This is a genomic window from Nitrincola salilacus (assembly GCF_046271865.1).
In the GTDB taxonomy this organism is placed as follows: domain Bacteria; phylum Pseudomonadota; class Gammaproteobacteria; order Pseudomonadales; family Balneatricaceae; genus Nitrincola; species Nitrincola salilacus.
Genome location: NZ_CP176580.1, coordinates 36,131 through 53,001 on the forward strand (window position 1 = coordinate 36,131; position 16,871 = coordinate 53,001).

General features: G+C 54.1%; 13 protein-coding genes and 1 tRNA gene. 6 read left to right on the forward strand and 8 right to left on the reverse strand.

The window, feature by feature from the left end; all coding sequences use genetic code 11:
• Positions 1-50 precede the first annotated feature (50 nt).
• Together ACK3CJ_RS00170 and ACK3CJ_RS00175 are read right to left on the reverse strand one after the other, a co-directional pair.
• A tRNA-Phe gene (locus ACK3CJ_RS00170) sits at positions 51-126 on the reverse strand.
• 139 nt (positions 127-265) lie between these two features.
• On the reverse strand, positions 266-1,474 hold the full coding sequence (locus ACK3CJ_RS00175; protein ID WP_409524397.1) for an iron-containing alcohol dehydrogenase: 1,209 nt from the start codon (positions 1,472-1,474) through the stop codon (positions 266-268).
• Positions 1,475-1,790: 316 nt separating this feature from the next.
• On the opposite strand from ACK3CJ_RS00175, the gene ACK3CJ_RS00180 reads away from it, so the two are divergent.
• A complete protein-coding gene (locus ACK3CJ_RS00180; RefSeq protein ID WP_409524398.1) occupies positions 1,791-3,410 on the forward strand; it encodes an alpha-glucosidase in 1,620 nt (539 codons plus the stop codon).
• Positions 3,411-3,497: 87 nt separating this feature from the next.
• Positions 3,498-4,700, forward strand: coding sequence for an MFS transporter (locus tag ACK3CJ_RS00185; protein ID WP_409524399.1), 1,203 nt, complete (start codon positions 3,498-3,500; stop codon positions 4,698-4,700).
• A 168-nt stretch (positions 4,701-4,868) separates the two neighbouring features.
• Here the strand turns inward: ACK3CJ_RS00185 and aguA are convergent, their stop codons facing one another.
• From aguA to ACK3CJ_RS00200, 3 genes are read right to left on the reverse strand one after another with little or no spacing between them, the layout of a single operon-like run.
• Positions 4,869-5,990, reverse strand: coding sequence for an agmatine deiminase (gene aguA, locus ACK3CJ_RS00190; protein ID WP_409524401.1), 1,122 nt, complete (start codon positions 5,988-5,990; stop codon positions 4,869-4,871).
• A complete protein-coding gene (gene aguB, locus ACK3CJ_RS00195; RefSeq protein WP_409524402.1) occupies positions 5,987-6,865 on the reverse strand; it encodes an N-carbamoylputrescine amidase in 879 nt (292 codons plus the stop codon). Before aguB ends, aguA begins: the two co-directional genes overlap by 4 nt.
• 41 nt (positions 6,866-6,906) lie before the next feature.
• Positions 6,907-8,190, reverse strand: a complete 1,284-nt coding sequence (locus ACK3CJ_RS00200; protein WP_409524403.1) for an NAD(P)/FAD-dependent oxidoreductase — start codon at positions 8,188-8,190, stop codon at positions 6,907-6,909.
• Between the two features lie 139 nt (positions 8,191-8,329).
• On the opposite strand from ACK3CJ_RS00200, the gene ACK3CJ_RS00205 reads away from it, so the two are divergent.
• Together ACK3CJ_RS00205 and ACK3CJ_RS00210 are read left to right on the forward strand one after the other, a co-directional pair.
• Positions 8,330-9,829: an aldehyde dehydrogenase gene (locus ACK3CJ_RS00205; RefSeq protein ID WP_409524404.1), complete on the forward strand. Its 1,500-nt coding sequence runs from the start codon at positions 8,330-8,332 to the stop codon at positions 9,827-9,829.
• Between the two features lie 48 nt (positions 9,830-9,877).
• Entirely contained in the window at positions 9,878-10,174 is a 297-nt protein-coding gene (locus ACK3CJ_RS00210; protein ID WP_409524405.1) for an MGMT family protein, read from the forward strand.
• Positions 10,175-10,265: 91 nt separating this feature from the next.
• Here ACK3CJ_RS00210 and ACK3CJ_RS00215 read toward each other — a convergent pair whose 3' ends face one another.
• Entirely contained in the window at positions 10,266-11,999 is a 1,734-nt protein-coding gene (locus ACK3CJ_RS00215; RefSeq protein WP_409524406.1) for a protein kinase domain-containing protein, read from the reverse strand.
• A gap of 91 nt (positions 12,000-12,090) precedes the next feature.
• On the reverse strand, positions 12,091-13,560 hold the full coding sequence (locus tag ACK3CJ_RS00220) for a NarK family nitrate/nitrite MFS transporter (RefSeq protein ID WP_409524407.1): 1,470 nt from the start codon (positions 13,558-13,560) through the stop codon (positions 12,091-12,093).
• A 542-nt stretch (positions 13,561-14,102) separates the two neighbouring features.
• Here ACK3CJ_RS00220 and ACK3CJ_RS00225 point away from each other — a divergent pair.
• Positions 14,103-14,309 carry a hypothetical protein gene (locus tag ACK3CJ_RS00225; protein ID WP_409524408.1) on the forward strand — a complete coding sequence of 69 codons (207 nt, stop codon included), beginning with the start codon at positions 14,103-14,105 and terminating at the stop codon, positions 14,307-14,309.
• Positions 14,310-14,337: 28 nt separating this feature from the next.
• On the opposite strand, the gene tnpC is transcribed toward ACK3CJ_RS00225, so the two are convergent.
• The gene (tnpC, locus tag ACK3CJ_RS00230; RefSeq protein WP_409524409.1) at positions 14,338-15,774 is read right to left on the reverse strand and encodes an IS66 family transposase; all 1,437 of its coding nucleotides are present in this window, start codon (positions 15,772-15,774) and stop codon (positions 14,338-14,340) included.
• Positions 15,775-15,924: 150 nt separating this feature from the next.
• Between tnpC and ACK3CJ_RS00235 the strand changes: the two genes are divergently transcribed.
• Positions 15,925-16,869, forward strand: a complete 945-nt coding sequence (locus ACK3CJ_RS00235; RefSeq protein WP_409524410.1) for a hypothetical protein — start codon at positions 15,925-15,927, stop codon at positions 16,867-16,869.
• The last annotated feature ends 2 nt before the right edge of the window (positions 16,870-16,871 follow it).

The following is a 16,871-nucleotide window of genomic DNA, read 5'->3' on the forward strand; positions in this document are numbered from 1 at the left end:
CAAAAAGCCCTGCATCACTGCAAGGCTTTGATATCTCTTTCAAATATAAGTGGTGCCCGGAGGCGGAATCGAACCACCGACACGAGGATTTTCAATCCTCTGCTCTACCGACTGAGCTATCCGGGCAACCTGAGGCGCGTATTTAAAAGGAAAGCCTCATTGATGTCAAACACTTTTTAAAAACTTCCGCAGAAATTCTTTTCAGCGCTTGCGTTCTTGTGTCCAACTCAGAGATGACTTGAGCAGCTCAGTCGCTGGCAGCCATTCAGAACCTTATCGACAGTATCTCCTGCAACTCTGCATCGGTGAGCAGGATGGGGTTGGTTTTCATGCTGCCGCCTCGGGCATTCGCCACAACACGCGTAAAGTCGTCTGTCGTCATACCGAACTGATGCAGGCGAGGCAGGTTCAGTCTGGCAACCCATTCTCTCAGGAGGTCGACAAGAGCTTCCAGGGCCTGTTTGTCGCTCAGGGCGGCATTATCTGTCAGTAGTCTGCCTACCTGTGCATATTTGCGCAGAGCTGCGCTGTCAGCGGCTCGCGCTTGCAGTGCAGCGATATTCATCGCGGTGGCTTCCGCCAGCAGTGTTCCGCATACCACGCCGTGTGGGATAGGAAAGAATGCACCAAGTGGAGAAGCCAGACCATGAACAGAGCCCAGGCCCGCCTGAGCCAGAGTGATGCCCGACATCATTGAGGCATAGGCAAGCTGACTGAAGCCGCTCTCTGCCTGAGGGAGACCTGCCTGAGGGTGATCTGCCTCCCATGCCGACCAGAAGCCCGCGCAGAACGCCTGCATGCCGGACCATGCCAGGGAGTCGGTCAGTACGCTGGCATTGCTCGACACATAGGATTCCAGCAGTTGTGTGAAAGCATCCATACCATTCGCCGCGATCAGCGATTTGGGGCAATCGCGCAGCAGGTCAGGATCGACAATCGCGGTATGCGGCACGAGCGCATCATGGCGAAAGGATTTCTTGAAACCTTCGGCGCCCTGAACGCTCAGGACGGCATTTTTGGTCGCCTCGCTGCCTGTGCCTGCGGTGGTCGGGACCGCAATCAGAGGTGTTGCCGGTCCTGTATATTCAAACCCCTTGCCGACGCCTTCAAGATAATCCATCACCGAGTGACCGCTCGGCAGCAATCCTGCTACGGCTTTGGCCGCGTCCAGAGCACTGCCTCCACCAATGCCCACGACTATATCTATCTGCGAGTCCCGGTAGTCAGCGACTGCCTGATCCACCCACTGTGGTGAAGGCTCACCACTCACGTGCAACAGATGCCATGTTATGCCTGCCGCTGCCCACTCCTGCTGCAGGGTTTGCCAGTGAGGAGTCTGAATAAATGACTGACGACCGGTGATCACCAGTGCTGTGCGACCATGCTGGAGCATGCATGGTGTCAGTCTGGACAGGCTGCCTGCACCGAAATGTATCTGTGGCAGACGGCTGAGTGAGAACGGGGTGATCAGCATGTGCAGGGCTCCTTTGAGGCTAAGCGGAGGTAGTGGGCTACCACCCTCAGGTGATGGGAATAGATAAACTGCTTGCGTTTGAACTCTATTAATTCCCGGTCCACTCTTGTGGACAGACTATCCGCTTCTCGCATAAAACGGAACCTACGCGTCCGCACCCGACCCGCAAGCACGTTCTGTCTGCGCGTGCTGCGGGCAGCCCTGAGTGGCTTTAGGAAGTCTTGACTTAGTTAGTTCAAACAGCGTTGCAATTCGAAAAATCCTGTGGCAGTCTCAACTTAAACGATTAAGTTTGTTTTGTTTAAGGAGATCGCGAGTGGCAAATGCATGGTGGAGGTCAGCTGTAATCTATCAGGTATATCCGCGTTCGTACTGTGACAAGGATGGTAATGGGATCGGGGATATCCCAGGCCTGATCAGCAAGTTGGACTACATTGCGGCATTAGGTGTGGATGTTATCTGGCTTTCACCGGTTTATCCGTCGCCTATGGAAGACTTCGGCTATGATGTCACCGACCATTGCAACGTGGACCCGATGTTCGGAACACTTAACGATGCACGCGATTTGATTGGGGCGGCCCATGATCTTGGTCTAAAGATCATTGTGGATCTTGTGCTGAGCCACACGTCAAACCAGCACCCTTGGTTTCAAGAGAGCCGTCGCGACAGATTCAACGTAAAAGCGAACTGGTATGTCTGGGCGGATGCCGCAGACGATGGGTCTCCCCCCAATAACTGGCTGTCGCTGTTCGGCGGAAGCGCTTGGGAGTGGGAGCCGGTTCGAAAGCAATACTATCTGCACAACTTTCTGGTATCGCAGCCTGACATGAACTTTCACAATCCCGAAGTGCAGGAAGCCGCTTTGAACGTTGTGAAGTTCTGGCTGGAGTTAGGTGTTGACGGATTCCGTCTTGATACCGTCAATTTCTTTTTCCACGATGCTGAGTTGAGATCGAACCCCCCGATTTCCAAAGACATCGAGATCAGAAGTGTTCCGTCCGATTATCCCTATGCGATGCAGTCGCATCTGTACGACAAGTCTCGGCCCGAGACCCTGATTTTTCTGGAGCGTTTTCGCAAGTTGCTGGACGGCTACGGAGAGAAATTGACCGTTGGAGAGTTGTCCACCGATGAGGCGGTCGCCGACCAGATGCGGGCTTATTCTGAAAGCAACAAGCGATTGAGCATGGTCTACGGCTTTGACCTGTTTTGCGAAACGCCAACCGCGGGCGAGCTTGGGAAGATCATTGAGGAACGGCAGCGTAACATCGGCGACGGGTGGACTTGCAACAGCCTGAGTAATCACGATGTCAAGCGTGTTGTGTCGCGCTGGGGGTTCGAAGATCAGGCCAAAGACGCCGGTGTCATGCTGACGGCGTTCGTCTGCACTCTGCAGGGAACGCCTTGTCTTTTCCAAGGGGACGAATTGGGGTTGGAGGAATCGAGCATCGCATTCGAGGATCTTCAAGACCCGTTCGGCAAAAGGTTTTGGCCTGAGTTCAAAGGGCGGGACGGGTGCCGAACCCCGATGCCCTGGACAAGCCAGGGAGAGTTTGCCGGTTTCAGTTCTGTCAAACCCTGGTTGCCTGTAAGCGTGTCGCATTTTGTCAAAGCTGTCGACGTTCAAGAAGCTGACCCTCGGTCAACTTTGGGGCGTGTACGTGCCTTCTTGGCGTGGCGGAAAGCTAACCGCTCCTACTTTGTGGGGACTTTCGAGCTTCTTAATCTACCTGAACCGGCGCTGGGGATCGTGCGTGCGTCAGGGTCTGAAACTCTGCTTGCTGTTTTCAATTTCGGCAAGCAGCCGCTTACGCTGGATATTTCGAAGTACGGCACTGCTAGACTGATTCGCGGCTGTGGTTTCGACGATGCCGAGATAGACGGAGCCAAACTTTTTCTGGGTGCGGCAAGCGCCGCCTTTGCGCAGTTGGACTAGGGCTGACAACACCAATTTCATGGAGGAAACAGCAATGAAAATCGGAACTATCGGGGCAGTACGAACTATCGGAAATCGATCCAGATCGTGAAGCATTCTGAACGCGCGATCGTTCTTTCGTTGCTTCTGTCCTATTTTTCCTGGGGTGTTTTTTGGGGTGCCTGGGGGGTTCTGTTGCCCCAGTTCAAGTATGATCTGGCGCTGTCTGATGCGGCCCTTGGTTATGCGCTTACGGGTATCAGCATCGGGGCCATCGCGGCCATGGTATTGGGCGGAAGGCTGGTCAAAACAAGTCCAGCCAAAGCCTTGATGGTTCTGCTTTGTGCCTTTGCCTGTGCAGTTCTGCTGTTGGGGAACGCTTCCGGCTTTGCAAGCCTGGCCGGGTTTTTGGTTGTTTTGGGCATGATGTCGGGGCTGTTGGACATTGCGCTGAACGTGAACGTGTCGAATGCCGAGAAAGCATTCGGTCGCTCATTGTTCCAGCGCGCACATGGCGTGTTCCCGTTGGGTGTGATCCTGGCCGCACCCATTGTCGGTGTGGCACGGGACATGAACATATACACCGATATCATTCTTTTCGTGGTCGCCGCCTTTATGGTGCCACCACTTGCTTTGTTCTATGCGAGTTCAAGGCACGTCAGCGCGATGTCCAGGGAAGAAACCTCTGCATCGAACGATGGCCAAGCGCTGCTGCGTTGGTCGGTACCGGGCGCCTTCGCAGGCATCAGCGGCATTTTCGCCCTGATTGTGATCTTTCTCTTTCTGGAAAACGCTGTCGAGCAATGGTCGACCCTGTTTGTCGAGCAGAATCTCAACAGCACTGCCACGGTCGCAAGCCTTACGCCAAGCCTGTATATGGCGGCGATTTTTGTAGGGCGGATGGCGGCGGACCGGTGGGAACACGTCATAACCATCGAGCGCACACTGCATTGGGGGACGATTGGCACAGCCGCCGGATTTACGCTGATGGCATTCAGCACTTCGATTTATCTGACGCTGGCGCTGGCCGCCATTATGGGCCTGCTGGTGGCCCCGATTGTGCCGAGTCTTTACAGCTGGATAAGCACCAATGTTGCCGACGACAGACGCACGACTGTACTGAGCTTTGTGACGACATTGTCTTATCTGGGCTATTTGCTCAGCCCTGTTTTCGTCGGCAGCGTTGCGTCGCACGCTTTCGGACTGCGCACCGCGTGGTTCGCGTTGGGATTGGTCGCGCTTGTGGCATATGTGTTGAGCAGGATTCTGCGCAACACAATCATGTCCCGGACAGGGGGAGGCACGCTATGATTCTTGTATTTGATGTTGGGGGAACAAAAGTCGCAAGCGGTCTGGCGTGCCCCCTGACAAGGCTGGTCAGTCTCTGCAGTAAGGTAAGACCCCCAACCATCATGACATGCGCAAGCCGGGACGAGATTCTGAGTGCACTGCTGGCGTGCCTCAGGGCATAGCGATCACTCAGCGGCTAAGCGGCTGCTGCTGAGTGATGCAGTGAATATTGCCACCACCGAGCAGTATCTCCCGTCCCGGTACCTGGACCACTTCGCGCTCGGGCATCAGGCTGGCAATCATCTCGGCGGCAACGTTATCCATGGGATCATCGAAAGCCGGCATCACAATGCCACCGTTGCAGATCAGGAAGTTGATATAGCTTGCCGCCATGCGCTGACCGGCCAGGCGTGGCTGAGCACCCTCGGAGGGGTCAACAGCATCGGCTTCCTCTTCTGTGATATACATCGGTGCAGGCAGTGGCAGTTTGTGTATGGTTAGAGGCCGGCCACGGGCATCCGTCTGTTGGCTCAGATAGTCAAAGGCGGCGCTGGATAACCCATACTGCGGGTCTTCGCGGTCATCGGTCCAGGCCAGCAATACTTCGCCGGGACGGATAAAGCAGGCCACGTTATCGATATGCTCATCGGTTTCATCCTCATGGATACCGCGTGGTAACCACAGTACCTTGTCGATACCCAGATAGTCACTGAGGTGAGCCTCTATCTCCTGCCGCGACAGGTGCGGGTTGCGATTCGGGTTGAGCAGGCAGGCTTCGGTGGTCAACAGGGTGCCTTCACCATCCACATGAATGGCGCCGCCCTCAAGGATGAAGTCGGCACGATAGCGGGCCTTGCGCTCAATCTGCAGCACTTTACGAGCCACCAGATCATCCTGATCCCAGGGGAAATAGAGCCCGCCATTCAGCCCACCCCAGGCGTTGAACATCCAATCGATACCACGCACTTCACCCAGATCATTTATGACAAAGGTCGGGCCGGTATCGCGCATCCAGGCATCATTGCTGGACAGCTCGATAACCCGTATATCGTGGCTTTTGCTGTCATCGCGGCTCTGGGCGAGTCGGGTAGCGGCGTGCTCATACTGGGCGGCAGAAACGCCGACGGTCACCGGTTCAAAGCGGGCGATGGCTCTGGCGACATCTACGAATGCCTGCTGTGCCGGTTTAGCCCCGAGTCGCCAGTTATCGCAGCGCTCAGGCCAGACCATCCAGGTCTGTTGGTGCGTCAGCCACTCGGCAGGCATATGAAAGCCATCAGCACGCGGTGTGCTCTGCAGCAGTTTGCTCATGCACCATACTCCTTGCCATCTTTTGTCAGCAGTACATCATAGAGTTCGGTGCGACGGTCGCGGAACACCCCCCAGCTGTGGCGCTTGTTAGCCAGGGCATCGAGATCGAAGGTATGGACCAGAATACCCTCTTCATTGCGGCCCAGTTCTGCAACACGCTTGCCTGTTTCATCGGCAATGAAGGATGAGCCATAGAAGGTGATGCTGGAATCGCCCTCGGTTTCAACCCCGGTGCGGTTGCTGGCAATCAGGGGCACCAGGTTGGCGGCTGCGTGGCCACATTGAGCATTGTGCCAGTGATCGCGCGAATCAAGACCAGTGTCCTGCGGCTCGCTGCCGATGGCTGTTGGATAAAAGAGTAGCTCAGCCCCCATCAGTGCCATGGCACGGGCACACTCCGGGAACCACTGATCCCAGCAGATGCCGACACCAATACGACCATAAGCGGTATCCCAGACACGGAAGCCGGTATCCCCCGGAGTGAAGTAGAATTTCTCTGAATAGCCCGGTCCATCGGGTATGTGGGCTTTTCGGTACACCCCGAGCAGGCTGCCATCGGCATCGATGATCGCGATACTGTTGTAGTAAGCGTTATTGGCCCGCTCGTAGAAACTCACAGGCAATACCACCTGCAGCTCTGCTGCCAGCGCACTGAAGTGAGCTACGGCCGGGTTCTCTTCCAGGGGGGTGGCGAAGGAGAGGTAATCATAGCGCTGCTTCTGACAGAAGTAACAACGCTCAAACAGCTCCTGAATCAGGATGATCTGAGCACCGGCTGTATGAGCATCACGCACCTTCTGTTCCGCTTTACGGATATTCTCATCAACATCCCAGCCACAGCTGATCTGGGTGGCAGCGACCGTTACCTGGCGCATCTTACAGTTTCCTCACGCTCGTTATAGTGTGTTGTCTGGGGCTAAACACCCAGCTTATCGCGCATATTATAGTACCAGGCCCCCATGGCCGTCAGTGGCACCCGGAACAGACGTCCGCCCGGGAAGGGGTAGTGGCGCAGGCTCGCAAAGGCATCGAAGCGCTCGGCCTGACCCTGGATTGCCATTGCCAGTGCCTTACCGGCAACATGGGTAAAGGTGACGCCATGACCTGAACAGCCCTGGGAATAATAGACATTATCCTCCAGACGGCCCATCTGCGGCAGTCGTGACAGGGTCAGCAGGAAGTTGCCGGTCCAGGCATAATCAATCTTCACCTCGGCGAGCTGAGGAAAGGTTTTCAGCAGATTCGGCTGGATCATGTTGATGATGTTGGCCGGATCACGCGCTCCATAGATCACACCCCCGCCATAGATCAGGCGTCGATCACCGGACAGGCGATAGTAATCGAGCAGGAAGTTGCAGTCTTCGACGCAATAGTCCTGTGGCAGGAGCTTTGCGGCCTGCTCTTCAGACAGGGGCTCGGTGGCAATAACCTGAGTCCCACAGGGCATCGACTTGGCCGCCAGTTCTGGGATCAGAGTGCCCAGATAGGCGTTGCCTGCAATCATCACAAAGCGAGCCAGCACAGAGCCATCATCCGTGACCACTTCAGGCCGTGCGCCATGATGAATCGCGGTGACGGCTGAATACTCATAAATGGTCCCACCCAGCGATTCCAGAGCAGCGGCCTCTCCCAAAGCCAGATTCAAGGGGTGAATATGCCCTCCGGTCGGGTCCAGCATGCCGCCGATATAGCGTTTGCTGTCGACCATGCCGTGAATCGCATCTTTATCCAGCATCTCAAGGCCTGGGTGACCATAGCGCTCCCAGAGCTGCTTCTGGCTCTCCAGATGCTCCATCTGCCCGGGTGCCAGTGCGGCAAAGACGCCGCCATCTTTCAGGTCACAGGCTATATCATATTCTTTCACGCGCTGGCGGATGATACGGCCACCCTCAAATGCCATCTCGCCCAGCAGGCGCGCATTATCGGCACTGGTCTGCTTTTCGATCACATCCAGGTCGCGGCTGTAGCTGTTGACTATCTGGCCGCCATTTCGGCCAGAAGCGCCCCAGCCGACAGTAGCGGCTTCAAGGACAACAACCTTGAAGCCGGCCTCAGCCAGAAAAAGTGCGGTGGAAAGGCCGGTATAGCCTGCTCCGACGATACAAACATCCGCCTCGATCCTCTCTTTGAGAAAGGGCCGCTGGGGTGCCGGGTTGGCGGATGCGGCATAGTAGGAGGGTACCGGAGAAAAATCGGTCATAAGCACCTCATTTCTTAGACGAAAGTATGTCTTAACCAAACATCAGTCTATGTCACAGAAAAGAAACTGCAAAGCAGGATTTTTTCCAGTCAGACCGATATGATTAACTGAATACACAATAACAGAACTTGAGGTTGTTATGTCTGCACCGGCTACATATGAAGATTGGGAAGCTCGGGCTGCGGGTCTGAGCATCAATGGCAAGGCCTTTATACAGGGGCAGTATGTCTCCGCGCTGAAGGGTGAAACCTTTACCTGCATCAGCCCTGTGGATGGGCGCCAGTTAGGTGAAGTGGCGAGTTGCGACGAAGGTGATGCCGAGATTGCGGTTCAGGCGGCGCGTGAAGCGTTCGAATCTGGTGTCTGGTCCAGAATGGCACCTGCGAAGCGCAAACAGATTCTGCTGAAGTTTGCGGATCTGATCCGCGACAATCGCGAGGAGCTGGCGCTGCTGGAAACCCTGGATATGGGCAAACCGATACGCTTTGCGTTGCGCGGCGATATTCCGGCTGCCGAACGGGCGATCCGCTGGACCGCAGAAGCGATCGACAAGCACTATGATGAGCTGGCACCAACTGCACATAACGAGATCGGCATGATCACGCGTGAGCCGATCGGCGTGGTCGCTGCGATAGTCCCCTGGAACTTTCCGCTGATCATGGCTGCCTGGAAGATTGCACCGGCCCTGGCAACCGGCAACTCGGTCATTCTGAAGCCCTCCGAAAAATCACCACTGACTGCCATTCGTATCGCCATTCTGGCAAAAGAGGCCGGAATACCGGACGGCGTGTTCAATGTATTGCCGGGTTACGGACATACTGTGGGCAAGGCGCTGGCGCTGCATATGGATGTTGACTGCCTGGTGTTCACCGGTTCAACCGGCATTGCCAAGCAACTGATGATCTATGCCGGGCAGTCCAATATGAAGCGCGTCTGGCTTGAAGCCGGTGGCAAGAGCCCGAATATCGTTTTTGCCGATGCGCAGGATCTCAAAGTTGCTGCAAAGGCCGCAGCATCAGCCCTGGCGTTCAATCAGGGTGAGGTGTGCACGGCGGGTACGCGCCTGCTGGTAGAGGCGAGTATCAAGGATCAGTTTGTCGAACTGGTCAAGCAGGAGATGCTGGCCTGGGAACCGGGCCATCCACTGGATCCGAATACGGTGAGTGGTGCGATAGTCGATCAGCAGCAACTGGAACGGGTGATCGGCTATATCGAAGCGGGACAGCAGGAAGGCGCAAAACTGGTGCAGGGCGGCAAGCGTTTGATGCAGGAGACTGGCGGCATGTTTGTTGAGCCGACCATCTTCGATCAGGTGCATAACCGCATGCGTATCGCCAGTGAAGAGATCTTCGGGCCTGTCCTCTCTGTTATCCCCTTCAACACGGCTGAAGAGGCGGTTGAGATCGCCAACGACACCATTTATGGTCTTGCTGCGGCTGTCTGGAGTGCGGATATCAACAAGGCGCACAAGGTGGCCAAGGCGCTACGTGCCGGTAGTGTCTGGATCAATCACTATGATGGTGGTGATATGACAGCACCCTTTGGTGGCTTCAAGCAATCGGGCAATGGGCGTGACAAGTCACTGCATGCTTTCGACAAATATACCGAATTAAAGGCCACCTGGCTGTTGCTTGAATAAAGAGCTTCCGGGTATGCAAGTGCTTACCATTGCTGGATGGATTGATACATGGACGATGTAGTTGTTGACTGGAAGGTACAGCTATACACGCTGCTGGCAGCGCTGCCGCGTGACCGGGTAGTCAGCTATGGTGGGTTGGCGAAGCAGTTGGATGGCGTGAATGCCCGTATGGTGGCGCGTGCGATGTCCAGCCTGCCTGCCGGCTCCGCTTTACCCTGGCACAGAGTGATCCGCAGCGATGGTCATCTGGCGGATCACGATGGGGCAGTTGAGCAGCGTGCCCGGCTGCTGGCGGATGGCATTATGTTGCAGGGTAATCGAGTGCCTCGTCGGTATTTTCTTTAGTATCCGCCGTAACTGACTAAAAAACAGCTACGGCTTGGGCTTTGCATCAGGGCTTACATCAGAGCTTACATCAGAGCTTTGCATCAGGTAGTTACAGCAGGGCTTGTAACAGGTTGATCAGCAGCAGAATGGCTGCAATCAGTTTCCAGCCCAGTAGTGGGTTGCGAGTCATCAGGGGCTGGTCGCGCACCCGTGCCTCCAGCTGGCGGTTGGGGGTCGTCAGGTCATGCATAAATTCGGAATAGGCGTTATAGCGGTGCGCTGGGTTGGGCTGCAGGGCCTTGCGCAGGCAACCTTCCATCCAGAATGGCAGGTCTTTGCGGTACTTGAGTGCCGGTATGTAATGCAGTTCGCCGTAATGCTCAATGCGATAGCGCTGGGTGGAAGGCTCCTCATAGGGCAGCTGGCCGGTGATCATTTCATAGCAGATCACGGCAAGTGAAAACAGGTCGGCACGAAAGCTGCCCTGCTGTCCCATCAGGTATTCAGGGGCCACATAATTGACGGATCCCTGGGGAATGGACTTGTCCAGAGGCGAGCCCATTTCCTCGATGCCGGCGATACGCACGGTGCCGAAATCCAGAATGCGCACCCTGCCGTCATGATCGATCATGATGTTTTCCGGCTTGAGATCCTGATGCACCATCTCGGCACGCTGAAAAGCGCGCAGGCCAGCAATAATCTGTCGCATCAGGTCGCGAATCTTGTCCAGTGGAGGCTGGGGGGTGTCCTGCATCCACTGTCGCAGGTTCTGGCCCTCGATATACTCGCCCAGGTAGTACAGCAAACGCTTGGGCCGCGGTGGGGCGTAGGTTTTCATGACATTGGGGTGATCCAGTCTGCGCCCTACCCATTCCTCGCGCATGAATCCGTCCAGGTACAGGCTGTCTTCGCTGAAGTTCTCGGATGGTGCCTTGAGTACATAGATCTGACCGCTGACCGAATCCTTGACGCGGTACATATGGCTGCGGGTGCCGCTGAATATCACGTCCAGCACCTCGTAGTCGTCAATGCGGTTGCCAACATTCAGCACCGGCGGGATGGGCAGGACGCTGAGACGCTGGAAGTTTTCATCCGGGGTTTCCAGTGGCAACTGGTCCACCTCGATCAGCAGTGCGGTGAGATTGTCATCGCTGCCAGCCGCCATAGCTTGTTCGATCAGCAGTGCGCTGGTGGCCACTGGATCGCTGGGATGCTGGGTCAGCAGCTGACTGATCTGCGCCCGGGTCAGGTGTTCATGCACGCCGTCGGTGGTCAGCAGGATGCGATCGCCGGGCTCCAGCGTCTGGGTGCAGTAGTCGAGCTCCAGATGCTGGTCGGCGCCGAAGGCGCGGGACAGGTAATTGCGCCCGCGCTCCACATGTACATGGTCACGTGTCAGTTGCTCCACTTCGCCATTACGGCAGAGCCAGATGCGGCTGTCGCCGACATGAAAGCAGTGCAGCGTATTGGATTTGAAGATCACCGCTGAAAAGGTGCACAGCATGCTGTCGTCGTGACCTTGGCGGTTCGCGTTTTGCTGATACAACCAGCTGTTGAGGCTCGACACCACGCGGGCAGCCGCATGGCGAGTACTCCAGCTGTCCGGGGTGCTGAAATAGTCGGTGATGAAACTGGTGACAGCTGTCTGGCTGGCGATATGGGAATCGGCGCAGCTGCTGACGCCGTCGGCAATGACCGCCGCGGCACCCTTTAGCAGTAGTGCCTGATCGTCTGGGGCATGGGCGGCAAAGGCATCCTGATTCTGTGGCTTGATGCCGGCAATCGACTGGCCGCCGAAGCGGATTTTCAGTCTGGCCTGCACACTCAGGGACTGATTCATCATCGTGGTTCCAAAACCTCAAAAAGGAGCGAAGCCCTGCTGGGGCTTCGCTCCCTGTTAACTGCCTGTCAGCATGCAGATCAGGAGACTCTCATCAGGAGACTCTGATCAACTCGACACTACCGTCTGCATTGACTTCGGCCATGTGTCCGCGGGGTTCTTCCAGCAGCAACAGAGTGATAAAGCCGAGCACCGCAGTAGCGGCAATGACCATGAAGAAGGTTTGGTAGCTGACCATGGACAGCACGGTGAGATAGAACACCGCACCGACGTTACCGTAGGCGCCGGTCATGCCTGCCACCTGACCGGTGAGGCGACGCTTGATCAGCGGTACCACCGCGAAGACCGCGCCTTCGCCAGCCTGTACAAAGAACGAGCAGGTCATGGCGGCAATAACCGCCAGTACCAGCGGCCAGCTGCTGTCGATCACCGACATCACGGCATACCCGATGGCCAGACCCGCTGTCAGTACCAGCAGGGTGGCCTTGCGGCCGAAGCGGTCACTGATCAGGCCACCGGCAGGACGGGACATCAGATTCATGAAAGCATAGCCCGAAGCGAGCAGACCTGCATAGACCATGTTCAGTTCGAAGACATCGGCAAAAAACAGCGGCAGCATGGAGACCACAGCCAGCTCAGAACCAAAGGTGGCGAAGTAGAGCACATTCAGTACCGCGACCTGCTTGAACTTGTAGCGATGCATCTCCGGTACCGGCTGGGTGAAGATCTCTCGGTTAACGAGGTAGGCGCAATAACAATCGTAAAAGAAGAAGGCCACCAGACCGATATAGACGAAAAGGGCCGCGGTGCTGCTTAGGATCGAGACCCCCTGGGGTGAGAGTTTCCAGCACAGCAGTATCAGTGCCGCATAGAGGGGGATCTTCATGATCAGCAGGAAGACGAAGTCGCCCTTGCTGGTGACTTCCAGGCCACCGATACGCTTGGGCTTGAAGTAGGTCGAGCCCTTGGGGGTGTCGGACACATTGAAGTACCAGACGAAGCTGAAGATCAGGGACATCAGGCCAGTGATGCCCACGGCATAGCGCCAGCCGTCGTCACCGCCGAATATCAGCGCCAGAGTCGGCAGCAGCATGGCGGCGGCGGCAGAACCGAAGTTGCCCCAGCCACCGTAGATGCCCTCGGCGGTGCCCAGCTCATTGGCCGGGAACCATTCGCTGACCATGCGGATACCCACCACGAAGCCTGCTCCGATAAAGCCCAGCAGGAAGCGGGCGACAGCGGCCTGGGTGAAGTCCTGGGCCAGGGCGAACATGAAGCAGGGCAAGCTGCAGAAGAGCAACAGTGTTGCATAGACATTGCGTGGACCGTATTTGTCGGTGAGCATGCCGATCAGTACCCGGGCCGGTATAGTCAGGGCGACGTTGAGGATCAACAGGGTTTTGATCTCGTCGGAGGTCAGTCCGAGGGAGGTCTTGATCACGCCCAGCAAGGGTGCAAAGTTGAACCAGACAAAGAAGGTCAGGAAGAAGGCGATCCAGCTCATATGCAGGATCTTCATTTTCCCGGTAAACGAGAACAGATTGAACTTGGTGTGAGCAGTCATTGTTTTACATCCATCGCTGGGTCCACAAGGGCAAAAAAAAATGGCGTTCAACGATCCCCCCGCTAGAGGGAGTGTTGAACGCCATTGTTCAAAATTGGTGCATTTAACGATCGGGAGGCCTTTTTTCGGTGCGCTTCGACAGGCCTGTTACCCGTCAATGAGCCCTCAGCAACTTTGCTGTGGGGCAGAGCGCCGTATTAGCCGCTTTCTCGCCATCTGATACCTTGTTTGAATGCAGATACTGTGCCATCTCTGTTTTTTTGGTCAGATTATTTTTTCCACGATGGCGGTGTTAATCAGTGTCGACCAAAGGCTGCACAGTGACTTCAGGAAGGCCTTGGCCAACAGACAATCAGGCAGTGCCAGAATAAAAGTTCTCATGGCCGAGGATATGGGTAATCAGGTAACGTTAAATATATGCGTGTAGGAGCCCTTAAATACCAAGTTTGACTTGCCGTATTTAACTAGCTAGCATTACTGTTGGAAAGTGCTCGTCTAGGAGATTGAGCTTTAGTTAATTGTCAAAAGGAGCTTGACCCAACATGTCTATCGGAATTGTCTCTTGTAGCCAGGCACGTCAACAGCAGCGATTAATCCAACAACGTCTCGAAAATCAACTCTCAGCAGAGTTCCGGCTCAATAAAAGTACTTTGATTGCTTTGAATCTTCCACACACCTTAGCGGTTTGGATTGAATATAAGCGGCAATCGGGTTTACAGAATACACAAATATCTGAAGCTTTTTCGTAACTATTCAGCCATTATAGACCCAGCAGGTTTATTTATTATCATCGGCAGCATTCATAAAAGGTAACAGCTCTCCTTTAAAAAGTGATGCCATAGCCTGCGAGCCGCTGACTCCTTGCTTGCGTGCAGTCGATAAATAACTCCGGACACGACAGAAGATATGAGCACCTTCCAGCGACCGGAAGCACCCTGATATTTTCTGCTGCACCTTGAGCATCCGGATATCCCGTTCACCTTGGTTGTTGGTAAAGGGCACATGGGGATCCTCTAAAAATCTAAGCACATCGGCTTCGAAGTTCCTCAGCCTCTCAAGTAGATTTCGTGCCGTTGAGCGCTTAAGGCGACCGCGTTTGCCGTCTCGTTGTACTTCATCGGGTGGCGGACATTCAATATCCGCTTTCTTTAAACAGTCTCTATAAGCTTTACGCCAACCTTCCGCTTGATCGGCAGGTACTGACCCGCCAGCATTGATGACGGCATCATTCATGGTGCACAGTAATGTCTGCATGCGCTGTGCCCAGGCTTGTTTGTCCTGCTCCCAGACGCGTTCAAGTTCACGCAAATGGTGAGCATTACACAGTGCATGCTGGCAATCGGTATAGCGGTAATAGGGTTTCCAGTGATCATGACACAGCGTACCGGTAAAGCGCGGTAAGATGCCGATCTGATCCATGGCTTCACTGCCTCGTTTTGAGTGAGGTGCTAACCACGTGAGTGACTCATTGGATGCACAATGCAGCCAATGACGCTTTCCACCAATATTGATACCGGTTTCATCGGCATGGATCACCTGCGCCTGAGTCAGACGCTGTTTGACCCATGACTCAAACGGCGCGGCTTTATCGAAGGCTTCTTTATTGAAGTTAAATAACGAACCGACACTTAACGGAATACTGAGCTGATCTTCAAAGTACTCACGTACGCGGTCATACGGCAGTAACTGATACAGGGATAAGTAAACCGCATGAGCCTTTAATACAGGGCCATATTGAACTGACGATTTCACACCCTCTGGAAAGGGCGCGGTGACACGATTACCCTGTTCATCTTCAAGGATTTCAGCACGGTACTCTGTGACGAGACGACTGATATCGATATCAAAGACCTGCCGAGTCTCATAGCCAGCGAACGTGTAAGTGCTCCCCTTGGGCAAGGTGCGACGATCGATTTTAACAACGTTGATCTCATCTGGATCATCCACGGGTTGTAATGTTTTCCCGATACGCCCCTGTTGGCCGCCGGGTTTACGATCACTTTTAGCGCGTTCTTTTTTAACGCGATCAGGATCCTGAGACGGGGGTTTGCTGCTATTGCGACTGTTGGTGTTGACGCGTCCTAGCAGGATTGGAATGATTAACAGGAGTATCTCAAACGTTGATCGTAACGATGGAGAAATAGATGCATCATCTTTAAGTTGCTGCCTTGCATTCGCTATGATCGCGTCGACATCAATATCACTGATCTTCATGAGATAGACCTGAATCCTGCTGTTTGATGGCTTATTATCGCACGCTTTTTTCAGATCGGATTTTTCGCTCTGTGATGCGTTCTAAGCGGTTTTAAGCATTCATCCTCGCAGGGAGTGATATCGTCTGATCTGTAACGACTGCGGGGCTAAATGGTGCGCTTGGTAAGTACATATGATGGAAGCCAGGGCGGCGATGAGATCTGGACGTTTTTAGCCAAAAACACTGTCAAGTACTTTTTTAGTTATTTTGGGCTGAATAGATACGCTTTTTCTAAACTTGATAGTGGTAATGCAAGCTTGCCAGAGCTGATTATCGAATCATCAGGTTATAAATTGGTGCAGGATCATACGGGAGCAGTAATAAGTGCAGCGGTAGAAGGGCGTGCATTGAGCGCCCTAATACAAGATTTTAAGCGCTCGGGTAATCTGCTTGGAAATTATCGAATCACGCAGGGTAATGGTCGCTATTATGTGGTTTTTAAAGGTAATCAAAAACTCAGAAGCCTCATTAAAGGTACGCGCTACCTCACGGATAACCCTCTAGTAATAAGTTTAGGTATTGCATCGCCTTCTGAGATGCTCAAGGGCGCGGCTCGATCTAATATTTTCATTACACTTATTATTTCTGGAGGTGGCAATAGTATTAAATGGATCTTTTTGGAAGAGTACCTCTGGACTAATTTTCTTTCGGATATATCTATTGATTTGCTTAAAGGAGGTCTTTCTATTTTAGCGGGAGTAGCTGCTGCATATTTTACTGCTAAAAGTATGCCCAGGGTAATTATATCAAGACTTGTGGGATTGGCGGTTGGAATTGGTACGGGTGTGGGGTTGAATCAAATAGAGAATGATCAAATTGAAAAGAGCGCTGTCAGTATGGCACAGGAAATTGCTTTCACATATTTGACTGCCTATGATGCGATGTCAAACCCTATAGGGTTTGTCTCTGAAAAAGGTGAACAAGCTAAGGATTTAATGATCTGCTCGGTTAGCAATACTGGAGATTGGGCTATAAATAAGGCAGAGAACATTATACGTGACAATGTGAACCGAATATTACGCCAGTTCCTGAATCCACCTAGGCGATTGTATTGAGT